The following is a 20,201-nucleotide window of genomic DNA, read 5'->3' as shown; positions in this document are numbered from 1 at the left end:
TTTTACCTTAAAAAATCTTATTTAATAATTTATTCACCGCTTTATCAACTTTATCGCCCGTACTTTTAGCACCATCACTCACACCGCCACCTACTACATTTTTAATAGAATTTAACACACTTCCTGCATTTAAATTCACTTTAGGATTTTCCGTAGTTCCTGTAATACTTCCTTTAAAATTGGCTCTATCGAGTTTAATATCAAAAGGCAAATTTAAAGCTCCGCTTTTAGAATTTAAAGCTCCTGATTGTACTAAAATATAAGAACGATCTGCTTGCATATTAAGATCAAGTTTGATATTTTCTTTTTTAATCAAAGCTTTAGCATTAGCAGTGCGATAAACATCATTGGTAATATCTTTTAGTGTTAAAATTTTTAAAGCATTGGTAATAAGATTTGGTTTTAATTTACCCTCTTTCATATCCAAATTAACCTCTCCTTCTTCGCTTAAAAGATTGTAATTTGCCTTCACATCTGCCTTACCTTGATAAACATCCATAAAATCTAAACCTTGAGCTAGACTACTTAAATCCACTCCATTTAAATCAGCAAGCAAAAGGTTATCTTTAAGTGTGCTTTGAAGCCTCCCTTCAAATAAATTTGGACTATTTACAACAAAATTTAAATTCTTATCAAAACCTACCTTTCCATTAAATTCTGCCTTACCTTTAAGTTTTCTATCCAACAAAAAGCCTAGTTTTGAAAAATCATTTATCTTTAGATTAAAATCCGAATTTAAAAGCATTTTGCTTATATCAAAACTTCCTTGTAGCTTTGTAAGATCAGCTAAAGATGAATTTAAAACAGAATCAAATTGAGCGATATTGTTTTTAAAATTAATTTTGGTATTTAAATCATAACTTGTATTGTTTGGAAAATTTTTATTTAAAATTTTACTTAAAGTTGTAGCATTTAAAATACCTTTAGCTTCTAAATTTGCTTTACCATTAAGGTTGTTAAAATCGATATTATCTAAATTAATTTTTGCATTAACAATCCCACTGGCATAATTTGGCATACCTGCTATAACAAAAAGTTTAGATAAATCAAGTTTATCAATGTTTAAATCAAGTTTTTTACCATTTGAATCAGCCTTGATTACACCATCTGCCAAATTTGCATTTGCATTTAAATTTTGTATTTGAGTGCCTATAATATGAGCTTTTGCAGTAAGATCTGCCTTACCTTGTAATTTTTGTCCTGCTATAGCACTAAACTGGGATAAGTCATCAATAAAAGCATTTAAATCTGTATTTAACTCACTATTTTTTAAATTATAAGTTCCTTGAAGTTTTTTGATATTAAGCAAATTTGAAGCAAGCAAAGCATTGTAAGCAATATTGCTATTTTTTGCATTTGCTTTAGCATCAAAACTAAAAATTGTATTTGGAAGCTCTATTTTAGCTATTTTTTTAAGCTCATTGGTGTTAATCTTTGCATTGTTTATTTTTGCTTCAAGATCAAAATTAGAAAAATCCAAATCTGCATTTAGAAGTTTAGCATTTAAATTTCCAGAAACCAAAGCTCCATATCCTGCAAGAGCTAATAATTTTTCCAAACTTACTTCATTAATATCTGCAAAAATTTTATTATTTTTCAAACTTGTCTTTACCTCTCCACCAAGTCCGATAACTTGAGCATTTAAACTTGATAAGGCATTATTTACAACACTTGTTTGACCTATCACACCCAAACTACCATTTAGTCTAGTTTTTGTAAGTTTTTCAAGCTTTACAAGAGAAGGAATACTTAAATTAAAATCAGTACTTAAAGCATTCTTGCTAATATCATAAAGAGTTTTTTGGGTTTGTAAGTTAAGATAATCATTGTAAATTTTACTTACAGCATAAATCTTATCTTCTTTAACATTGGCCAAAATTTCTGCTTTAGGATTAGAATTTAAAGGCAAGTCTAAAGAAAAATCTTTTTTTATCGCCTCATAGTTTATATAACTTGTATCAAGTTTTATGATGATATTCCCATCAGGTTTTAAATTCTGTGCTGAAATTTTTGCTTGAGCATTTAAAAAACCTTTAGCGTAACTAGGGTAAGATAAAAGATGAAGTATTTCTTCTATCTTAAGATTTTGCGCATCTAAATTTAAAGCAATAGGGCTATAATTATACATTCTTGCATTTAAAAGTACATTTGAACCTAACAAATAACCCTTTCCATCTAAAATAAAATCACTTGCTTTACCTTGAATTTTACCGCCAAAAGAAAGGTTTTGATTTAAATTTAAACCTAAATTTTTAGCATAATTTTGCTTTAAAGAAATAAGATAGTCAAGATCAAATCCAAGCTTAAAAGGACTCAAAGCTCCCTTGAGATTGAAATCTGCCATATTTGCGATATTTGCTTGCAATTCAAGACTTGAAAAACGTAAATTAAAATGCGTGATATTTACATCTAATCCTGCACTTTCTTTGATCTTTTTTTGCGCTATATTTGCCACTATATTATTACCAAAACTTGTGAAAAGTATGGTATAAATAGCAATTAAAAGCACAACAACAAAAGCTATAACTCCATAAAAAATCTTTTTCATTTTTATCCTTTAGTTTATTTTATAAAATAACTTTAGTCTATAAAACTAAACTTTTATAAATATTTTAATTTAAAGTATTGACAAAATTCATTTTTTATAGTATGATATTATCACTCTAAATAAAAGAGTGCTAAAATCAATATTTTTAAGGATGGACAAAAATGAATTTTCAACCTTTAGGAAAGCGTGTTCTAGTTAAACGCGTAGAAGAAACTAAAACAACAGCCTCAGGCATAATTATACCAGATAATGCTAAAGAAAAGCCTTTAATGGGCGAAGTAGTAGCAGTAAGTAAAGAAATCACTGATATTGCAAATGGCGATAAAATCATATTTGCTAAATATGGTGGAACAGAAATTAAACTTGATAATAGTGAATATTTAGTTTTAAATTTAGATGATATCTTAGGAATTTTAAAATAATTTATAAAAAAGGATAAAAAATGGCAAAAGAAATTATTTTTTCAGATGAAGCAAGAAATAAACTTTATGAGGGCGTTAAAAAACTTAATGACGCGGTAAAAGTAACTATGGGACCAAGAGGACGCAATGTTTTAATCCAAAAAAGCTTTGGTGCTCCAAGCATTACTAAAGATGGCGTAAGTGTTGCTAAAGAAGTAGAGCTTAAAGATAGTCTTGAAAATATGGGCGCTTCACTTGTAAGAGAAGTAGCAAGCAAAACAGCTGATCAAGCAGGCGATGGAACAACTACTGCAACGGTTTTAGCTCATGCGATTTTTAAAGAAGGTTTAAGAAATATCACAGCAGGTGCAAATCCTATTGAAGTAAAACGTGGCATGGATAAAGCTTGCGAAGCTATAGTAGGCGAACTTAAAAAACTTTCTCGCGAAGTAAAAGATAAAAAAGAAATCGCACAAGTTGCTACAATCTCAGCCAATTCTGATGAAAAAATCGGAAATTTAATCGCTGATGCTATGGAAAAAGTGGGCAAAGATGGTGTTATCACTGTTGAAGAGGCAAAATCAATCAATGATGAATTAAATGTAGTTGAAGGTATGCAATTTGATAGAGGTTATTTAAGCCCTTATTTTATCACTAATGCAGAAAAAATGACAGTAGAGCTTTCAAGCCCTTATATCTTGCTTTTTGATAAAAAAATTGCAAATTTAAAAGATTTATTACCGGTTTTAGAACAAATTCAAAAAACAGGCAAACCACTTTTAATTATCGCTGAAGATATTGAAGGTGAAGCACTTGCAACTTTGGTTGTAAATAAACTTCGCGGTGTTCTTAATATTTCAGCCGTAAAAGCTCCAGGTTTTGGCGATAGAAGAAAAGCTATGCTTGAAGATATAGCGATTTTAACAGGCGGAGAAGTGATTTCTGAAGAACTTGGAAGAACTCTTGAAAGTGCGACCATACAAGATCTTGGACAAGCTTCTAGCGTAATCATCGATAAAGACAATACAACCATAGTAAATGGCGCAGGTGAAAAAGCAAATATCGATGCAAGAGTAAACCAAATCAAAGCACAAATTGCTGAAACAACTTCAGATTATGATAGAGAAAAATTACAAGAAAGACTTGCAAAATTAAGTGGCGGTGTTGCAGTTATTAAAGTAGGTGCAGCAACTGAAACTGAAATGAAAGAGAAAAAAGATCGCGTTGATGATGCTTTAAGTGCTACTAAAGCAGCAGTTGAAGAAGGTATAGTAATTGGTGGTGGTGCAGCGCTTATCAAAGCAAAAGCTAAAATCAAACTTGATCTACAGGGTGATGAAGCAATTGGCGCAGCTATCGTTGAAAGAGCTTTAAGAGCACCTTTAAGACAAATTGCTGAAAATGCAGGATTTGATGCAGGTGTGGTTGTAAATAGCGTAGAAAATGCTAAAGATGAAAACACAGGATTTGATGCTGCAAAAGGTGAATATGTTAATATGCTTGAAAGTGGAATTATCGATCCTGTTAAAGTAGAAAGAGTAGCTTTACTCAATGCAGTTTCTGTAGCTAGTATGCTTTTAACTACAGAAGCAACAATTAGTGAAATTAAAGAAGATAAACCTGCTATGCCAGATATGAGCGGTATGGGAGGAATGGGTGGCATGGGCGGAATGATGTAATATCTGCTCTAACCTCTTATCAGCAAGGATTTTCCTTGCTGATTACCAATTTAATTTAAAAACACTCCCTTGATTTTCTACAGATTCGCAAATAATCTTAATATCATTATCATCACAAACTTTTTTTACCAAAGAAAGCCCTATACCAAATCCTCCTTGATCGGTATTAAATCTTGTATACCTATCAAAAATATGATTTAAATTTGACTTTGAAATTCCACAACCTGTATCCGCGATACTTAAAAAATTGGCTTTTAAAATTATAGAAATTACTCCACCTTTTTTATTGTATTTAATAGCATTGCTTATAAGATTATCAATCAATTTAGAAATTTGACTTTTAGGAGCAAAAATATTTGCTTGATTTAAATCAAGCTTTAGTGTAATTTTTTTTTGCTCAAAAAATACTTTAAAATATTCTAATCTTTCTTCAAGTAGTATTCTTAAATCAAATTTTTGTTTTTCTGTTTCTAAAGTATTAGGGAAATTATAAAAAACAAGATCAGAATACACTTGAGACAAACTTTTTGCAGCAAGCTTAATCCTTGTAAATTTAGCATTATCTCCTAAATTTTGATGCTCAAGTTGTTCTATACTCATCAAAATAACACTTAATGGGGTATTGAGTTCATGGGTTGAATCTTTAATAAAACGATTTAGTGTGCCGATTTTATCCTCTAAAGGCTTTAGAGCAATTTTTACTAAAATATAAGATATTAAACCCAATATGCAAAAAGCCATAATAGCAAAACCAAAAACTTTCGTTCTAATCCAAAAAAGATCTTTGCCAACATCTTCACCCTGTATTAAAATTTGCAAACCATCGTTAGTATTTACTTCTTCATTGCTAGCATGTCTTAAAAAATAATGATCTGCACTCATAGGAGCAAGGAAAAAAACCTTATTATCACAAATACCTCTACCTTTAAGCTCTATCTTTGCTTTTCTTAAATCAAAATCTATATTACTAAAAACAATCTTTTTAGCATCAAATATAGCAAATTTTAGCGCTGTGCTTTGAGCAATATTTTTTGCACTTATATCTATAGGGGTAAAACGAGAATTTAAGATGCTTATAACAATATTTCTATGATTTTCTCTCAAAGTGGCACCCTTTAAAACAACTAATTCTTCATATAATTTTTGATACCATAATGCAAAAAAAATAGTTAAAAAAATACCTGTAGTTGTTAAGTAGATTAATAAAATTTGCCTAATGACTTTTTTAGCCATAGCAATATCCCCTGCCTCTTTGATTTATAATTTTTTCTTTTCCTAAAATTTTACGTAAATTTTTTACATAAGCTCTTAAACTTAGCTCACTAGGCTCCTCATCATAATCCCAGAGTTCTTCAAAAATTCTCTCTGTGCTTAAAAAGTTGTTTTTATTTTTAAGTAATAAAGACAAAAGCTTAATTTCTTTACTCGGTAAAGTCAAGGCTTTATTATTATGGTAAAGAATTTGTGTAGTAAATTCAAATCTAAATCCATCTCCTAAATCTTCAAAATCTTCATTTTTATGTGAAAAAGCTCTTTTAAGCAAAGCTTTAACCCTGATAGATAACTCGGCAAGTTCAAAAGGTTTTTTTATATAATCATCACAACCTGCGTCAAAGCCTTGTTTTAAATCGTTTGTTGTGTTTAAAGAAGTCATGAAAATTGCTGGAGTTTGCTTTCCGCTTTTTCTTAATTCTTTAAGTAATGAAAATCCATCTCCTAAAGGAACTTTTACATCTAAAATCCAAAGATCAAAATATCTTTCATAAGCCATATCTAAAGCTTCTTGTGCATTATCGCATAAAAATACTTCATATCCTTCATCGTTTAAAAACTCTTCAATGATCTCACTCAAGCTCAAATCATCTTCTAAAAGTAAAATTTTAGCAGCCATAATTTAAATCTTTCTAACTTCAAATCTCTTAAATATATATCATTGTATCAAAATTCTTATCAATTATTTAATAAAATTTCATTTTTATTTAATTTATTTTTATCTATAATCCTTTTATACAAATAAATTTTTCCTTAAGGAGTTAAAATGCTTCCAAGATGGGATAACAGCTATAGTGTGCACAATGCTAAAATTGATGAGCAGCATAAAAAGCTTTTTGAACTTGCTGCAAAAGTTGAAGTTGTATCAGATAGATCTGTAAGTAAAAATGAAGTCAAAGAACTTTTGGCTGAATTTTTTAATTATATGAAAGATCACTTTAATGATGAAGAAAAATACATGCAGCTAATAGGCTATCCAAATTTAGAAGAACATCGAAAAATACATAAAGAAATCATCCAAACCATGATTAACTTGATCAAAGATATCAAATCAACCAATGATCTTAAAGAAAAACTTTATATAGTGGCTAAAAAGTGGCTTTTAGAACACATACTATATGAAGACATGAAAGTTGAAAAATGGAGAAGTTCTTCTTTGTCTACAGATGATGGTGGCGATGTTAGCTTTGAAGCAGCAGAAGATGAAGATAATGAGCATCCACAATTTTATCTTTATACCTGTAATTGTCCTGGTAAAATTCACGATGTTCCTTATAGCATTCATCAAAAAATAGAATTACAAGGTCATAAATTTACTTGTAAAACTTGTAAACAAGCTATAAAATTTTACAAAAAACATTCTTAAGGAGGATAAAATGAAACGCAATGTAAAAACTTATTCTTTTAGAATGCCTTTAGAGCTTAAGGAGCGTTTGGATAATTTAAGTAAAAATCTTTCTAAACCAAAATCAGCCATAGTAAAAGAAGCCATAGAGGCTTATCTTAATGAAGTTGAAGATTTTTCTTTTGCTGTTAATGCCTTAGAAGAACTTAAAGATGGGGATTATCAAAAGGCAAGTAAAAAAATAGATAAAATTGTCAAAAATCTCCAAGAAGATTCTAACGATAACGAACTTGGTGATTTTGATTTTGCTATTGAAGCTTTAGAAGAACTTAAAGATGGGGATTATCAAAAGGCAAGTAAAAAAATAGATAAAATTGTCAAAAATCTTAAACAAACAAAATAAAAAACTTTATCACAATTTTTTTGTGATAAAGACTTATTAATTTTTTATATTAAAATACATTTATAAATATTAAAAATGGAGTTAAAAAAGTGGCTCCGGATGTAGGATTCGAACCTACGACCAATCGGTTAACAGCCGACTACTCTACCGCTGAGCTAATCCGGAATATTTAAAAGTAAAATGTGATTATAGTGAAATTAAAAAACTTTGTCAAGGGTTTTTACACAAAAATACATTTTTTATGTAAAAAAATTAATTTACTCCTTAACAATAACACTTTTTAAATTTCTAAAATAAAATAAATTTACCCCATCTTCATATAAATAATCGAGCTTCATTCCATGTGTTTCTAAAATAGTATTTACAATATAAAGCCCTAATCCAAAACTTGATTTTTGTTTTGATCCTTGAGTAAAAGCTTGAGTATAGTATTCTAAAGTATTATTAAGCTCAGGACCACGATTTTTAAAACAAATATAATCATCTATAATATCAATTTGCACAAACCCATCTTCAGAATGTTTAATACCATTATCTATCATATTTTTAATCGCCGTAGTAAAAAGTTTAAAATCCACATTTACAAAAAAACTTTCTTCCATAAAAATACGTATATTGCTATCATCTCGCATTGCAATTTCTTTGGCTTCATCTAAAACATCTAAAATATTGTATTTTTTTCTATTTATAAAAGCAGCCCCTGAAGTAATTTGCTCAATAGCAGCAAATTCATTAATTAAAATTTCAAGTCTAGTAAAAACCCCATTTAAGCGCTCTTTATATTTATTATCTTCTATCATTTCTAAAGTTAAAAGCCCCTTAGTAATAGGAGTTTTGAGTTCATGCATAATATTTCTTAAAAAAAACTGACGAGATTGGTTTAGCTTTCGAATTTGAACAATGGCTTGATAAAAAGCTTCACTTACTTGTGAAATTTCATCCACCCCAGTGCTTACATCTTCTATATCGTTAAGCTTTCCTTGGGCAAATTTATCAATTTGTTTTTTAAGTCTTTTAAGTGGTTTTAATTTTTTAAATATATAAATATAAAGCAATACAAGAATACAAATCACAGCTACAGCTATAGCTTTGATAATAAAATACCTATAGGTTTGATAATCTTGATCCTTATAAAGATAAACCTTTCCATCATAAATAATATTTAAATACACCTGTCTATTATAAGAAATAATCTCGATCAAGCCATTATTAACCTCAACCCTAGCTAAAACATCACCACTAAAAAGAATTTTACGGATCTGCTTTGCTTCTGTTATCTCATCCATTTTATTATAATTTTTTGTCTGCTCTTCAAATTCTTTTTCACTGATAACTCCTGCAAAATTTAAGAGCCTTGCATTAGCTATCAAAGAATATTTTGTATTTAATTCTCTAGTATAATTTTGCTGATCGTATTCTATAAGCCACAAAAAGCCAAGTATAACACTAACCCCAGCAAAAATAAAAATAAAAGTTATAGTATAAAAAATCGAAGATTTATTCATTGAGTAAGCTTATAACCTATTCCACGTATAGAGTGAATATATTTTGGAGTTTTTGGATCATCTCCCATCTTTTGACGAATTCTACTGATAATAACGTCTATACTTTTATTACTAGAATCCTCACTAATAGAAGAACAATTATAAACAAGCTCTTCACGACTTACCACTCCACCCTCTTTTTTAATCAAATAGCTTAAAATATCAAATTCAGCATTAGTTAAAGTAAGCTCTTGTCCTTTCATGGTAATAATATGCTTATATTGATCATAAACAAGATCTTTTACACTTTTTGCTATGGCACTTTTTGTATTTGAAATACGTCTTAAATGACTTTTAATACGTGCTTGTAATTCTTTTGGATTATAAGGTTTTGGTAGGTAATCATCTGCTCCAAGCTCTAAAGCATTAACCTTATCTGTAATATCATGTCTTGCACTTGAAATAATAATAGGCGTATCATACTTTTTACGAATCTCTTCACACACTTCAAGCCCATCAAGTCCTGGCAAAGAAAGGTCTAAAATGATAAGCTGATACTCTTTTAATGCGAGCTTAGAAAGGCCTATATAAGGCTCATGAGCTATATCAACTTTCATATCAAATTTTTCCAAATATTCAGCTGTAATTTCTGCTAATTCTAAATCATCTTCTATCATAAGAATATTTGTCATAGTTTTCCTTTATTTTAAACTTAATTTTAATTTTAAACTAAAATTTATAACGAAAGGAAAATCCTTCCGTTATTTTTATTTAAGCACAAGCAAAGTCGCAAAACCATTGCGATATACCCAAACTTTGGTAAATTCTTTTTTATTAACTTGTTTTAAAGCTTGTTCTAAATCTTTTAAATTTTTAATTTCACTTTGTCCAACACCTATGATAATATCACCCTCTTGGAAACCAGAATTTTTTCCTTTGCTCTTTTCTTTAACACTATCAACCAAAACACCATTAACATCTTTTGAAATTTGCAAACGATCCTTAAGTCTTGGATCTAAATTTCTCAAACTCAAACCATCAATCAGATCACTTTGTACGCCTTTAGGATTTTCTTTTTCACCTTTAAGAGTAAAACTTGCTTGCTTATTTTCTCCATCTCTTTCGTAACTTAATGAAATTTTTTGACCAATCTCTAAAGTTCCTATATAATTTTTAAGATCAATAGGACTTTTTATAATCTTATCATTAACTTTAATAACTAAATCTCCGCGCTTAAGCCCTGCTTCATCAGCACTTGAACCTTTTTGAACATCAGTAATTAAAGCTCCTTCTTGATTTTTGTAAGCTTTTTTAGTATCACCTTGCAAAGCTGAAATAGTCACACCTAAAAATCCTCTATCGATCTTGCCTTTTTCAATAAGTTTTTTAGCTATATCTTTAACCATATTTGAAGGTATAGCAAAACCTATGCCGTTATTTCCACCGCCACGAGAAAGAATAGCTGAATTAATACCTACTAAATATCCACGACTATCCACCAAAGCTCCACCTGAATTTCCTGGATTGATAGAAGCATCTGTTTGTATAAAATTTTCATATTGATTTAAACCTATATTGTCTTTGTTTAAAGCAGATATTATCCCACTTGTAACACTAAAACCGACTCCAAAAGGATTTCCAAGTGCAAAAACAACATCTCCCTCCATTAAATCATCAGAATTTGTAAAAGTAATAGCTGAAAGATTATTAGCCTCTATTTTTATAACAGCCAAATCTGTTTTTGGATCTTTACCTATAAGTTTTGCTTTATATTCTGTATCGCTTCCTGGTAAATTCACTGTAATCGTATCAGCATCATCTACAACGTGATTATTTGTTACTATATAACCATCTTTTGAAATAATCACCCCTGATCCCAAAGAACTCACCACTTCTTTATCATTTTTTCCTTTTCTTTGAGGAAAATCAAAATCAAAAAATTGTTTAAAATAAGGATCATTAAAAAAATCATCCAAAGGACTTGGACGATTCGCTCTTGTAATAGTTTTTGAGGTGGAAATATTAACCACTGATTTTTTTGCATCTTTAATAGAATCATGATAAGAAAGCACTGCATTTCCGGCAGCAGGATTCACACGATTAGCCGTTGTAGTCGATTCGTTAAAATTAATACTTGCAGCAAATAAAGCACTTGCTAAACTTAATGATAAAAAAATCTTTTTCATTTTATTTCCTTTTGTTCTTAAAGATAAATTATCTCGTAAAATATTTTACTGTCTTCATAGTATAAAACCGAAAATTTACAAAATTGTAAATAAAACCTTGAGTGATAAAAATTTATAAAACTTGATTGACTTAGGCTAAAGTTTATGTTATAATTTAATCCTTTATATAATCAAGTAAAAATTTTTAAGGAAATATAACATGAATAGTTTATACGAAACTCTTGGAGTTAGCAAAAATGCTAGTGCAGATGAAATAAAAAAAGCTTACCGTCGCCTAGCTAGAAAATATCATCCTGATATCAACAAAGAAAAAGGCGCAGAAGAAAAATTTAAAGAAATTAATGCTGCTTATGAAATTTTAAGCGACGAAAAAAAACGAGCTCAGTATGACCAATACGGCGATTCTATGTTTGGTGGACAAAGTTTTCATGATTTTTCAAGAAATACTGGTGGGGTAAATTTAGACGATATTTTAAAAGATCTCTTTGGAGGAGGCTTTGGTGGACGCTCAAGAGGGGGTTTTAACGGCTTTTCTTCAAAAGGCTTTAGCAGTGGTTTTGGAGGATTTGGAGGTTTTGAAGAAGAAAATTTAGACAGCAATCTAGAGCTTCACATTCCTTTCGAAAAAGCTGTTAAAGGCGGGGAACATAGTTTTAATTTTCAAGGCGAAACCATTAAATTTAAAATTCCACACGGTATAAAAGAAGGCGAGAAACTAAGAATTCGCTCTAAAGGAAAACAAAGCAGAAATGGAGCTAGAGGCGATTTAATCATTATTGTAAAAATAGAAGAAAGTCCTATTTACACAAGAGAAGATGATGATTTATATCAAAAGGTTGATATTTCTTTAAAAACTGCACTTTTTGGTGGAAAAATAAATATAAAAACACTCAAAGAAGGTAAGGAAGAAGCGACAATTAACATAACGCCTAATTCAAAAAATAACCAAAAAATTCGTTTAAAAGGTTATGGGGTGCAAAATAGAAAAAGTGATATTTATGGGGATATGTATTTGATTTTAAATGTTGTTTTGCCAAATTTAGATACTCTTGATGAAAAATTTATAGAACTCTTAAAAGAAAAATTACCTTAAAGAAAGGAATAAAATATGGAACACCATTATGATGAACCTGTATATTTAATCAGTGTTGTGGCTAAAGTTTTAAGCATACATCCACAAACCTTAAGGCAATACGAAAGAGAAGGATTGATAGAGCCAAGTAGAACCGATGGCAAAATAAGACTTTATTCTCAAAGGGATATTGACCGTATTAAACTTATATTGCGTTTAACAAGAGACATGGGAATCAATCTTGCTGGAGTAGATGTTATCTTAAAATTGAAAAACCAACTTCACGAATTTGAAAATTTAATTGATGAACTACGCTTAGAATTAAGCAAACAACAAGATAAAGAAGCGGCTAGTAAAGCCGTTGTTAAGCATAAAAATAGCTTTGATTTGATTTTTTATGAGAAAAAATAAAAAATAATGGATAATTTTTTAGAAATTTTTTTAATCACCGTTGCTATAGCTATAGTTTTAAATGTCATATTTAAAAAATTTGAAATTCCAACTATCATTGGATATATAGCTGCTGGAGAAATCATTTCTGAAATTTATCATTTAAGTGGCAAAGGCGAAATCACCCATATAGCCGAATTTGGTATAGTGTTTTTAATGTTTACCATAGGGCTTGAATTTTCTTTTAAGCATTTAATGGCAATGAAACAAGAAGTTTTTTTAAACGGCTCTTTGCAGATGCTTACTTGTGGCTTTGTTTTTATGCTACTTGCTATAGGAATTTTAGGACTTGGAGATAAAAGCGCTACCATAGTAGGCTTTGCACTAGCACTTTCTTCAACTGCAGTGGTGCTTAAAATTTTAAATGATAATGGCGATATAAATGAGCAATATGGCAGAAAAGCATTGGGAATTTTGCTTTTTCAAGATATAGCCGTTATTCCTTTGCTTTTGCTTGTAGATATTTTTTCATCCAACAATCAAAACATAGAAAAACTCCTTTTTACCACTTTAATTTCAGCACTTATTTTAATCACTTTATTATTTTTCATAGGTAAATATCTAGTGGATAGAATTTTTAGACTCATTATCCACACTTCTTCTCAGGAAATTTTTATTAGTACTGTTTTATTTATGGTTATTGGAGCAAGTTTTTTAGCAAATTATTTTGGATTTTCTTATTCTTTGGGTGCTTTTATAGCAGGTGCTTTGATAGCAGAAACAAAATATAAACACAAAATAGAAGCGGACTTAATCCCATTTAGAGATTTGCTTTTAGGGCTTTTTTTCATAACTGTAGGCATGCAAATTCAACTTGATGTAGTGGCGCAAAATTGGTTTTTAATCATAGTTTTAACTCTTCTTGTAATGGCTTTAAAATTTGGCATAGTTTTTGGCTTTTTATTTCTTTACACCAAAAAAAGAGTAGCGCTTAAAACAGCTTTTGCCATAGCGCAAATTGGCGAATTTGCCCTAGCAATTTTTTCTCTTTTACAAGCAAAAAATATGCTTGATATCAAAACTTCACAAATTTTAATTGTTGTTTCTATTTTAACCATGATTATCACACCTTTTATTTTAAACAATATAAGAAAAATTACCAATGTTGTAGAAGATATAGCACTTAATACCAACGCTGTGCAAAATATTGACAGCAATATCAAGCTTAAAAATCATCTTGTTGTTTTTGGCTATGGACGCTTAGGACAAGAAGTCGTACAAAAAATCAAAAACACAGGCGTACCTTATCTTGTTTTAGAAAGTGATTTAAATTTAGTAGAACTTGGAGTTAGTCGGGGTGAAAATGTCGTTTTTGCCAATGCTGCTCAAGAAGAAACCTTAAAAATTGCCAATATAGAAGAATGTGCCGTAGCTATTATCACAGTTACAAATGAAGCTAAACTTGAAATTTTATGTCAAGTGCTAGCTAATTATCCAAAGCCTATAGACACCATCATTCATGTAAATGGAACTTTGAAAAAGATGCTTTTTTCAAGCATAGATGAAAATATACGCATCATTCGCTCTGAAAAAGTAATCGCTAGAAATTTAGTTCAAGAAGCGCTAGAATGCCGCATTCATAAAAATACCTAAGGAAGAATTTTGACAAAAAATGAAGAAAAAGCCTTACGCGTAAAATACCTAAGAAATCTTGAAAAATTTTTCAATGGCGCTATATCTGCACTTAAAAAAGAAGATTTTGATAAGACTAAATTTGAAGAAAGAATGCTAAAAAATGCTAAATTTTTTGAAAAAAATCCCACGGTAAATCTTAACTCAACCTATGCAAAAAATCTTGAATTTTTTGTCAATGCTTGTTTAGATTTTTCCAAAGAAAAAAACGAGCTTTTAAATCTTGCTAACGCCTTAGATAAACAAAAAAAACAAGGTGAAAAAAAAGAAAAACATAAAAATTATTTAAAGGATTATGAATGATTAATGTATTTTTTGATATGGATGGAACTTTAATCGATAGTGCAAACGCCATTTCTTGTGCAGTCAATGAAATAAGGCAGGATTTAAACCTAGCTCCACTTTCAAGAGAAATCATTATGCAAACCATCAATACTCCTAATATTGACTGGGCAAAAGAACTTTATAATATAGAAAATTTCCATCATTCTAGTTTTAAAGAAGGCTATGAAAAATATTTTGTCAAACACTATGAACAAAGCGTGGTACTTTTTGAAGGAGTGAAAGAACTTTTAGAATTTTTAAAAAGCAAAAATTGTTTTTTAGCTATTGCTACTAACGCCCCGCAAAGCTCACTTTCAAGCATACTTAAAAAACATCAAATCATTCCTTATTTTGATAAAATTTTAGGCGTAAGTTTAGGCATGGAACCCAAACCTCATCCTATGATGCTAGAGCTTTTAAAAAGCGAGGCTCCATATAAAACAAGCGTTTTTATAGGGGATAGTCAAAAAGATAAAGAATGTGCTAAAAATGCTAATTTGCCTTATTTTCATGCCAAATGGTATCAAAAAGATTTAAAAGAAAATGAATTTAGCAACGCTAGTGAGCTTAAAGACTTTTTGCAAAAGTATTTATAAGTTTTTTAATGAAATTTTAGTTAAAATTAGAAATAAATTTTAAAAAGAGTAAATTATGAGTGAATTATTAATAGAAATTGGCACAGAAGAATTACCTGCTATTCCTTTGCTAAAAGAATTAGCTAATATAGAAAAAAAATGGAAAAATATTTTAGAAGAATACCGCTTGGTAAGTGATTTTAAATTTTATTATACTCCGCGTCGTTTAGTTTTTTTTCATGAAAATTTTGCAGAAAAACAAGAAGATAGCTTTGCTGAATTTATAGGAGCACCTAAAAATGTCGCCTATAAAGATGGGGTTTTAACTCCTGCGGGGCAAAGCTTCCTACAAAAAGCAGGGATCAGTGAAAATGAACTCACTTTTAAAGAAATCAAAGGCAAGGAAGTTTTATACCATCAAAAAGCTATTAAAGGTTTACAAAGTCAAGAAATTTTAGGAGAAATGATAGAAAAATTTCTAAAAAGTCTTAGTTTTGGCAAAAGTATGCGCTGGGGTGCAAATTCTTTTGAATTCATCCGTGCGATCCGTTCTATAGCTTGCATTTTAAATGATGAACTTGTAAATTTTCAAAGTTATGGGGTAAAAAGTGCTAAAAAAACTTTCATTCACAGAAGTGTAAGTTATGATTTGCAAGATTTTAACAATGCAAAAGAATATTTTGAACTACTAAAGAAAAACTATATTATCCTTGATCCAATCAAAAGAAAAGAAAAAATACTTGAGCAATTTAAACTCATAGAAAGTCAAAAAAATATACAAATTGGAGAGGATGAAGAACTTTTAGCTGAAGTAGTTGCTATCACAGAATACCCTAATGCACTTTTAGGAAGCTTTGAAGAAGAATTTTTAGAAATTCCTAGTGAAGTAATCATCACTTCAATGAGAGAAAATCAACGTTATTTTGCAGTTTTTAACGATAAAGGCTTAAGTAATCATTTTATAGTAGTAAGCAATGCAGTATGTAAAGATTATTCAAAAATCATACATGGAAATGAAAGAGTTTTGCGTGCAAGACTTAGCGATGCAATGTTTTTTTATCAAAATGATTTACAAAATGGTTTAAAACCTGAAAAACTTGCCAAAATGACCTATCTTGAAGGTTTAGGCACAATGCAAGATAAAAGTTTAAGAGAGATTAAAATTGCTGAAATTTTATGTCAAATGCTTCATAATGATAAAATCGAAAATATCAGCACGGCACTAAAATACGCCAAAGCAGACTTAGCCACACAAATGGTTTATGAATTTACTGATTTGCAAGGCATTATGGGAAGTTATTATGCGCAAAAAATGGGCTTAGATTATGAAATTTGCTTAGCCATCAAAGAACAATATCTTCCTAATTCCGAACAAGCTCCACTTCCAAGCACGGAATTTTCAAGCATAGTAGCCCTTGCAAACAAGCTTGATACCCTTATAGGACTTTTTAGCATAGGAAAAATTCCAAGCGGAACAAAGGATCCTTATGCCTTAAGAAGAGCAGCCAATGGGATCATTAAAATCGCTCTAAATTTAAATAAAGAATTTGATATCCAAATTTTATTAGAAAAACTTTCAAGTCATTATAAAAGCTTTGATATGCAAATTTTAAAAGATTTTATTTTTGAAAGACTTTATACTTTTTATACGGTCAATGCTTCTTTTGTAAAAGCGGTTTTAAGCTCACAAAATACAGATCTTATCCATATCAATCAAAGCGTAAATGCTCTTATAAAACTTAGCAAAAAAGATAATTTTAATGAAAATTTTGCAACCTTTAAAAGACTGGCCAATATCGCCACTAAAAATCCTCATAAAGTTGATGAAAGTCTTTTTGTTCAAGAAGCAGAAAGCAAACTTTACAAAGCTTTTCAAGAAAAAACTAAAGCCAACTCTTTACAAGAAAAACTTGAAAATCTTTTTGCACTCAAGCCTTTTATCGATGAGTTTTTTAATCAAGTGATGATTAATGCTGAAGATGAAAAACTTAAAAATAATCGCCAAGCTTTGGTTTATGAAATTTATGCGGAGTTTTTAAAAATCGCCGATCTTAAAGAGTTAAGCCTATGAAAGCCTTATGGCTTTTTTTAAGCCTTGCTCTTTGGCTTTTTGGAGCTCAAAATTTAGAACTCATCAAAGGTCAAGCTTTATTTTTGGAACTAGATAAGAAAGATTTTTTATCTTTGAAAAATAATGATAAAAATATTCCCACTTTTGCACATCCTAAAAATCAAGAAAAAATTCTAGCTATTTTTTCCTTACCTTACAAAAATCCCCCGCAAAACACCAAACTTATCGCATTTTATAAAGATAAAAAAGAAGAAATTTTCATAAAAACTTTAGAAGGTAATTATAAAAGTGAAAAATTGCAAGTTGAAAACAAAAAGATTTTTCCACCAAAAACCGTACAAGAACGCATCGCTAAAGAATTAAAAGAAGCCAATGTGATTTATAGTTCTTATACTCCAAAAGCTTTATTTAATGGTGCTTTTAACATACCTTTAAATTCTTTTATCACAAGTGATTTTGGCAAAGCAAGAACTTTTAATGAAAAAGTAGCAAGTTATCATAGCGGAACGGATTTTAGAGCCGCCACAGGAACGCCTATTTATGCAGCCAACTCAGGCATAGTAAAAATTGCAAAAGATCGTTATTTCGCAGGAAATTCGGTAGTGATTGATCATGGTTTTGGAATTTATTCACAATACTATCATCTTTCTAAAATCGATGTTAAAGTAGGACAAAAGATAAAAAAAGGCGAACTTATAGGACTTAGCGGGGCTAGTGGTAGGGTAAGTGGGCCGCATTTGCATTTTGGAATTTTAGCTGGAGGCAAACAAGTTGATCCTTTGGATTTTGTATCCAAATTTAATGCTATTTTTCAATGAAATTTAGTGACTTTTTCCACGCTTGGCTACATGAAAGCTATTATAAAAATGCTGTAAGTATAGGAAAAAATGGGGATTTTTTTACTGCTGTTAGCGTAGGAAATCTTTTTGGCACACTTTTAGCCAAGCATTTTTTAAATTTAATAGATGAAAAAATTCTCAAACCTCCACTAGAACTTGTAGAAATAGGCGCTAATGAAGGCTATTTAAGTCGTGATTTTTTAGCCGCTTTGCTTGAATTAAGACCTGAAATTTTTTCTCAAATTTCTTTTTTCATCATAGAACCACATGAAAAATTAAAAAATTTACAGAAAAAGACCTTAGAAGGAGTGGAATTTACTCACAAAAATAGTCTTAAAGAATGCCATTTTAAGAACGCTTTTTTCTTTTGCAATGAACTTTTTGATAGTTTTACCTGCGAACTTATAGATCATGATAAACTGGCATTTGTAGAAAATTTTAAACTTATTTTTAAAAATATGGATGAAAATTTGATCACAAAATGCAAAGCTTTAAATCTTACAAAAGGCGAACTCAGTTTAGAGCTTGAAAATTTTTTTAAAGATTTAGATCAAGCTTGCGAGAGATTTATATTTGCGGGATTTGACTATGGAACTTTGAATCCACAAAATTTTAGCTTAAGAATCTATCAAAAGCACGAAGTTTTTAGCCCCTTTGAAATATCCTTGAAAGATTTTTTCGGCAAAAGCGATCTAACCTATAATGTTAATTTTACTCATCTTCAAAAACTCATCAAAGAATACGATTTCAAGCCTTTAGCTTTTAAAAAACAAAGTCTTGCTTTCATGGATTTTGGTTTTGAAGATTTATTAGAATACACAAAAAATAAAAACATTAAAACTTACGAAAGTTTTTTATCTCAAGCTAAAATTTTATTTTTTAATTTTGATGAAAAATTTCATTTTTTCGAATTTCAAAAAAACTAAAATTTTATATTTTTCATACTCGCTAAACAAACCCCCTCTCTTAAACCCTCATCAATGACTAGAAGTTTATGTTTATCAAACAAAGCATAAAACAATAAACAACCTGCACTCAAATAATTTTTTCTCATCGTGCCTACTTCTTTTATGGCCTTTTTTTCTTCCATATGAAAAAGTTTAATAGCATAATTTAAAAAATCCTTATAGCAAAGTTTTTTACCATTTACTCTAGTTGCTTCATACTTTTCATAGCTTATATTTTGTTTTAATGCACTAAGCATAGTAGGAACTCCGGAATTTAAAACCACCGTTTTAACTCCTAAAGAACGAAGTTCCTTTTTAATCATAGCCACCTCATCAAAAGCCATAAAAGCTAAATGCTTTAAATAGGGATTTGCAATTAAAAAATGAATTTTAAGTTTTTTATCTTTAATATTGATGATAAATTTAGGATATTTTTTTATCAATTTTTTATAAGAAATACAAGATTTATAATAAGAATGGCAATTTTTTTCATAAAAACTAATAATACCAAAATCAAAACTTTTAAAACTTTTTCCAAAAGAAAGCTCACAAGAAGCCCCTCCTAAATCACAATACGCAAACTCTCCCCAAATTTTAAGCCTTCTTAAACCTGATTGCATACCTAAAACACTGATCTTAGCTTCACTTTTAGCATCTATAAGCTTAAAATCAACCCCAAATTCTTCTTTTAAATGGGCAAAAATTTCATTTGTATTACTTGCCTTTCTAAAAGCTGCAGTCGCTACAGCTCTTGCTTTGCTTAAATCTTGCTCTTTAGCTAAAATACTCAAAGCATTTTTTAATCTTTGTATGGCTTCTTTAGAAATTTCTCCACTTTGATTTAGATTTTTCGCTGCCCCAATAACAAATTCATATTCTTTTAATTTATTTAATTTTTCATCCATTTGTACTGCTCTTAAAGTATTCGAACCAAGATCTATACCTAACATGACTTTCCTTGTTTGATTTTATA

The 20,201-nt window shown here is 29.8% G+C and carries 18 protein-coding genes, 1 tRNA gene and 1 pseudogene; 12 read left to right on the top strand and 8 right to left on the bottom strand.

Annotated elements, in window-relative coordinates; translation table 11 throughout:
* Window positions 1-7: 7 nt before the first annotated feature.
* Window positions 8-2,548 (bottom strand): hypothetical protein, encoded by a 2,541-nt coding sequence (locus tag ELQ10_RS00910; protein WP_134250052.1) that lies wholly within the window; start codon window positions 2,546-2,548, stop codon window positions 8-10.
* Between the two features lie 161 nt (window positions 2,549-2,709).
* Here ELQ10_RS00910 and groES point away from each other — a divergent pair, with 161 nt between their 5' ends.
* Together groES and groL are read left to right on the top strand one after the other, a co-directional pair.
* Complete coding sequence (gene groES / locus ELQ10_RS00905) at window positions 2,710-2,970, top strand: co-chaperone GroES (protein WP_002937819.1); 261 nt, start codon at window positions 2,710-2,712, stop codon at window positions 2,968-2,970.
* A 20-nt stretch (window positions 2,971-2,990) separates the two neighbouring features.
* The gene (groL, locus tag ELQ10_RS00900) at window positions 2,991-4,628 is read left to right on the top strand and encodes a chaperonin GroEL (protein ID WP_002853460.1); all 1,638 of its coding nucleotides are present in this window, start codon (window positions 2,991-2,993) and stop codon (window positions 4,626-4,628) included.
* A gap of 42 nt (window positions 4,629-4,670) precedes the next feature.
* Here the strand turns inward: groL and dccS are convergent, their stop codons facing one another.
* Both dccS and dccR read right to left on the bottom strand, forming a co-directional pair.
* On the bottom strand, window positions 4,671-5,861 hold the full coding sequence (gene dccS, locus ELQ10_RS00895; protein ID WP_133401488.1) for a two-component system sensor histidine kinase DccS: 1,191 nt from the start codon (window positions 5,859-5,861) through the stop codon (window positions 4,671-4,673).
* Window positions 5,854-6,519, bottom strand: coding sequence for a two-component system response regulator DccR (gene dccR / locus ELQ10_RS00890; RefSeq protein WP_002853205.1), 666 nt, complete (start codon window positions 6,517-6,519; stop codon window positions 5,854-5,856). Before dccR ends, dccS begins: the two co-directional genes overlap by 8 nt.
* A gap of 147 nt (window positions 6,520-6,666) precedes the next feature.
* On the opposite strand from dccR, the gene ELQ10_RS00885 reads away from it, so the two are divergent.
* Window positions 6,667-7,266 carry a bacteriohemerythrin gene (locus ELQ10_RS00885; RefSeq protein ID WP_133401489.1) on the top strand — a complete coding sequence of 200 codons (600 nt, stop codon included), beginning with the start codon at window positions 6,667-6,669 and terminating at the stop codon, window positions 7,264-7,266.
* A gap of 10 nt (window positions 7,267-7,276) precedes the next feature.
* Window positions 7,277-7,516, top strand: a pseudogene (locus ELQ10_RS08610) (ribbon-helix-helix domain-containing protein); the annotation flags it as partial.
* 222 nt (window positions 7,517-7,738) lie between these two features.
* Here the strand turns inward: ELQ10_RS08610 and ELQ10_RS00875 are convergent.
* From ELQ10_RS00875 to htrA, 4 genes are all read right to left on the bottom strand, one after another.
* Window positions 7,739-7,813: transfer RNA gene (locus ELQ10_RS00875), tRNA-Asn, on the bottom strand.
* A gap of 92 nt (window positions 7,814-7,905) precedes the next feature.
* The gene (locus ELQ10_RS00870; protein WP_133401490.1) at window positions 7,906-9,153 is read right to left on the bottom strand and encodes an ArsS family sensor histidine kinase; all 1,248 of its coding nucleotides are present in this window, start codon (window positions 9,151-9,153) and stop codon (window positions 7,906-7,908) included.
* The gene (locus ELQ10_RS00865) at window positions 9,150-9,824 is read right to left on the bottom strand and encodes a response regulator transcription factor (RefSeq protein WP_002777451.1); all 675 of its coding nucleotides are present in this window, start codon (window positions 9,822-9,824) and stop codon (window positions 9,150-9,152) included. The genes ELQ10_RS00870 and ELQ10_RS00865 overlap by 4 nt, the downstream gene beginning before the upstream one ends.
* A gap of 75 nt (window positions 9,825-9,899) precedes the next feature.
* Complete coding sequence (gene htrA / locus ELQ10_RS00860) at window positions 9,900-11,318, bottom strand: serine protease HtrA (RefSeq protein WP_134250051.1); 1,419 nt, start codon at window positions 11,316-11,318, stop codon at window positions 9,900-9,902.
* A 199-nt stretch (window positions 11,319-11,517) separates the two neighbouring features.
* Between htrA and ELQ10_RS00855 the strand changes: the two genes are divergently transcribed.
* From ELQ10_RS00855 to ELQ10_RS00820, 8 genes are read left to right on the top strand one after another with little or no spacing between them, the layout of a single operon-like run.
* The gene (locus tag ELQ10_RS00855) at window positions 11,518-12,411 is read left to right on the top strand and encodes a DnaJ family protein (RefSeq protein ID WP_002859296.1); all 894 of its coding nucleotides are present in this window, start codon (window positions 11,518-11,520) and stop codon (window positions 12,409-12,411) included.
* Window positions 12,412-12,426: 15 nt separating this feature from the next.
* The gene (gene hspR / locus ELQ10_RS00850) at window positions 12,427-12,801 is read left to right on the top strand and encodes a heat shock transcriptional regulator HspR (protein ID WP_002861924.1); all 375 of its coding nucleotides are present in this window, start codon (window positions 12,427-12,429) and stop codon (window positions 12,799-12,801) included.
* Between the two features lie 6 nt (window positions 12,802-12,807).
* Window positions 12,808-14,433, top strand: a complete 1,626-nt coding sequence (locus tag ELQ10_RS00845; protein WP_002859297.1) for a cation:proton antiporter — start codon at window positions 12,808-12,810, stop codon at window positions 14,431-14,433.
* 9 nt (window positions 14,434-14,442) lie between these two features.
* Window positions 14,443-14,775, top strand: a complete 333-nt coding sequence (locus tag ELQ10_RS00840) for a hypothetical protein (RefSeq protein WP_002924166.1) — start codon at window positions 14,443-14,445, stop codon at window positions 14,773-14,775.
* Window positions 14,772-15,392 carry an HAD family hydrolase gene (locus ELQ10_RS00835; protein WP_134250050.1) on the top strand — a complete coding sequence of 207 codons (621 nt, stop codon included), beginning with the start codon at window positions 14,772-14,774 and terminating at the stop codon, window positions 15,390-15,392. Before ELQ10_RS00840 ends, ELQ10_RS00835 begins: the two co-directional genes overlap by 4 nt.
* 55 nt (window positions 15,393-15,447) lie before the next feature.
* The gene (gene glyS / locus ELQ10_RS00830) at window positions 15,448-17,442 is read left to right on the top strand and encodes a glycine--tRNA ligase subunit beta (protein ID WP_134250049.1); all 1,995 of its coding nucleotides are present in this window, start codon (window positions 15,448-15,450) and stop codon (window positions 17,440-17,442) included.
* The gene (locus tag ELQ10_RS00825) at window positions 17,439-18,260 is read left to right on the top strand and encodes a M23 family metallopeptidase (RefSeq protein WP_133401493.1); all 822 of its coding nucleotides are present in this window, start codon (window positions 17,439-17,441) and stop codon (window positions 18,258-18,260) included. The genes glyS and ELQ10_RS00825 overlap by 4 nt, the downstream gene beginning before the upstream one ends.
* A complete protein-coding gene (locus ELQ10_RS00820) occupies window positions 18,257-19,207 on the top strand; it encodes an SAM-dependent methyltransferase (protein ID WP_133401494.1) in 951 nt (316 codons plus the stop codon). Before ELQ10_RS00825 ends, ELQ10_RS00820 begins: the two co-directional genes overlap by 4 nt.
* Here the strand turns inward: ELQ10_RS00820 and ELQ10_RS00815 are convergent.
* On the bottom strand, window positions 19,204-20,178 hold the full coding sequence (locus ELQ10_RS00815) for a Ppx/GppA family phosphatase (protein WP_133401495.1): 975 nt from the start codon (window positions 20,176-20,178) through the stop codon (window positions 19,204-19,206). The two genes, ELQ10_RS00820 and ELQ10_RS00815, sit on opposite strands and share 4 nt — an antisense overlap.
* Window positions 20,179-20,201: the final 23 nt, after the last annotated feature.

Origin of the sequence: Campylobacter sp. US42a, assembly GCF_004379055.1 — a bacterium.
Lineage (GTDB): Bacteria > Campylobacterota > Campylobacteria > Campylobacterales > Campylobacteraceae > Campylobacter_D > Campylobacter_D jejuni.
The sequence above is the reverse complement of the archived record's forward strand: the minus strand, read 5'-3'. Positions and strand labels throughout refer to the sequence as shown.

Excerpts from the sequence above, each read along its gene's own strand:
- ELQ10_RS00885 (WP_133401489.1), top strand. The coding sequence starts at position 6,667 with ATGCTTCCAAGATGGGATAACAGCTATAGTGTGCACAATGCTAAAATT.
- htrA (WP_134250051.1), bottom strand. The coding sequence starts at position 11,318 with ATGAAAAAGATTTTTTTATCATTAAGTTTAGCAAGTGCTTTATTTGCT.
- ELQ10_RS00870 (WP_133401490.1), bottom strand. The coding sequence starts at position 9,153 with ATGAATAAATCTTCGATTTTTTATACTATAACTTTTATTTTTATTTTT.
- ELQ10_RS00845 (WP_002859297.1), top strand. The coding sequence starts at position 12,808 with ATGGATAATTTTTTAGAAATTTTTTTAATCACCGTTGCTATAGCTATA.
- dccS (WP_133401488.1), bottom strand. The coding sequence starts at position 5,861 with ATGGCTAAAAAAGTCATTAGGCAAATTTTATTAATCTACTTAACAACT.
- hspR (WP_002861924.1), top strand. The coding sequence starts at position 12,427 with ATGGAACACCATTATGATGAACCTGTATATTTAATCAGTGTTGTGGCT.
- groL (WP_002853460.1), top strand. The coding sequence starts at position 2,991 with ATGGCAAAAGAAATTATTTTTTCAGATGAAGCAAGAAATAAACTTTAT.
- ELQ10_RS00820 (WP_133401494.1), top strand. The coding sequence starts at position 18,257 with ATGAAATTTAGTGACTTTTTCCACGCTTGGCTACATGAAAGCTATTAT.
- ELQ10_RS00855 (WP_002859296.1), top strand. The coding sequence starts at position 11,518 with ATGAATAGTTTATACGAAACTCTTGGAGTTAGCAAAAATGCTAGTGCA.
- groES (WP_002937819.1), top strand. The coding sequence starts at position 2,710 with ATGAATTTTCAACCTTTAGGAAAGCGTGTTCTAGTTAAACGCGTAGAA.
- ELQ10_RS00825 (WP_133401493.1), top strand. The coding sequence starts at position 17,439 with ATGAAAGCCTTATGGCTTTTTTTAAGCCTTGCTCTTTGGCTTTTTGGA.
- ELQ10_RS00815 (WP_133401495.1), bottom strand. The coding sequence starts at position 20,178 with ATGTTAGGTATAGATCTTGGTTCGAATACTTTAAGAGCAGTACAAATG.
- dccR (WP_002853205.1), bottom strand. The coding sequence starts at position 6,519 with ATGGCTGCTAAAATTTTACTTTTAGAAGATGATTTGAGCTTGAGTGAG.
- ELQ10_RS00835 (WP_134250050.1), top strand. The coding sequence starts at position 14,772 with ATGATTAATGTATTTTTTGATATGGATGGAACTTTAATCGATAGTGCA.
- ELQ10_RS00865 (WP_002777451.1), bottom strand. The coding sequence starts at position 9,824 with ATGACAAATATTCTTATGATAGAAGATGATTTAGAATTAGCAGAAATT.
- ELQ10_RS00910 (WP_134250052.1), bottom strand. The coding sequence starts at position 2,548 with ATGAAAAAGATTTTTTATGGAGTTATAGCTTTTGTTGTTGTGCTTTTA.
- glyS (WP_134250049.1), top strand. The coding sequence starts at position 15,448 with ATGAGTGAATTATTAATAGAAATTGGCACAGAAGAATTACCTGCTATT.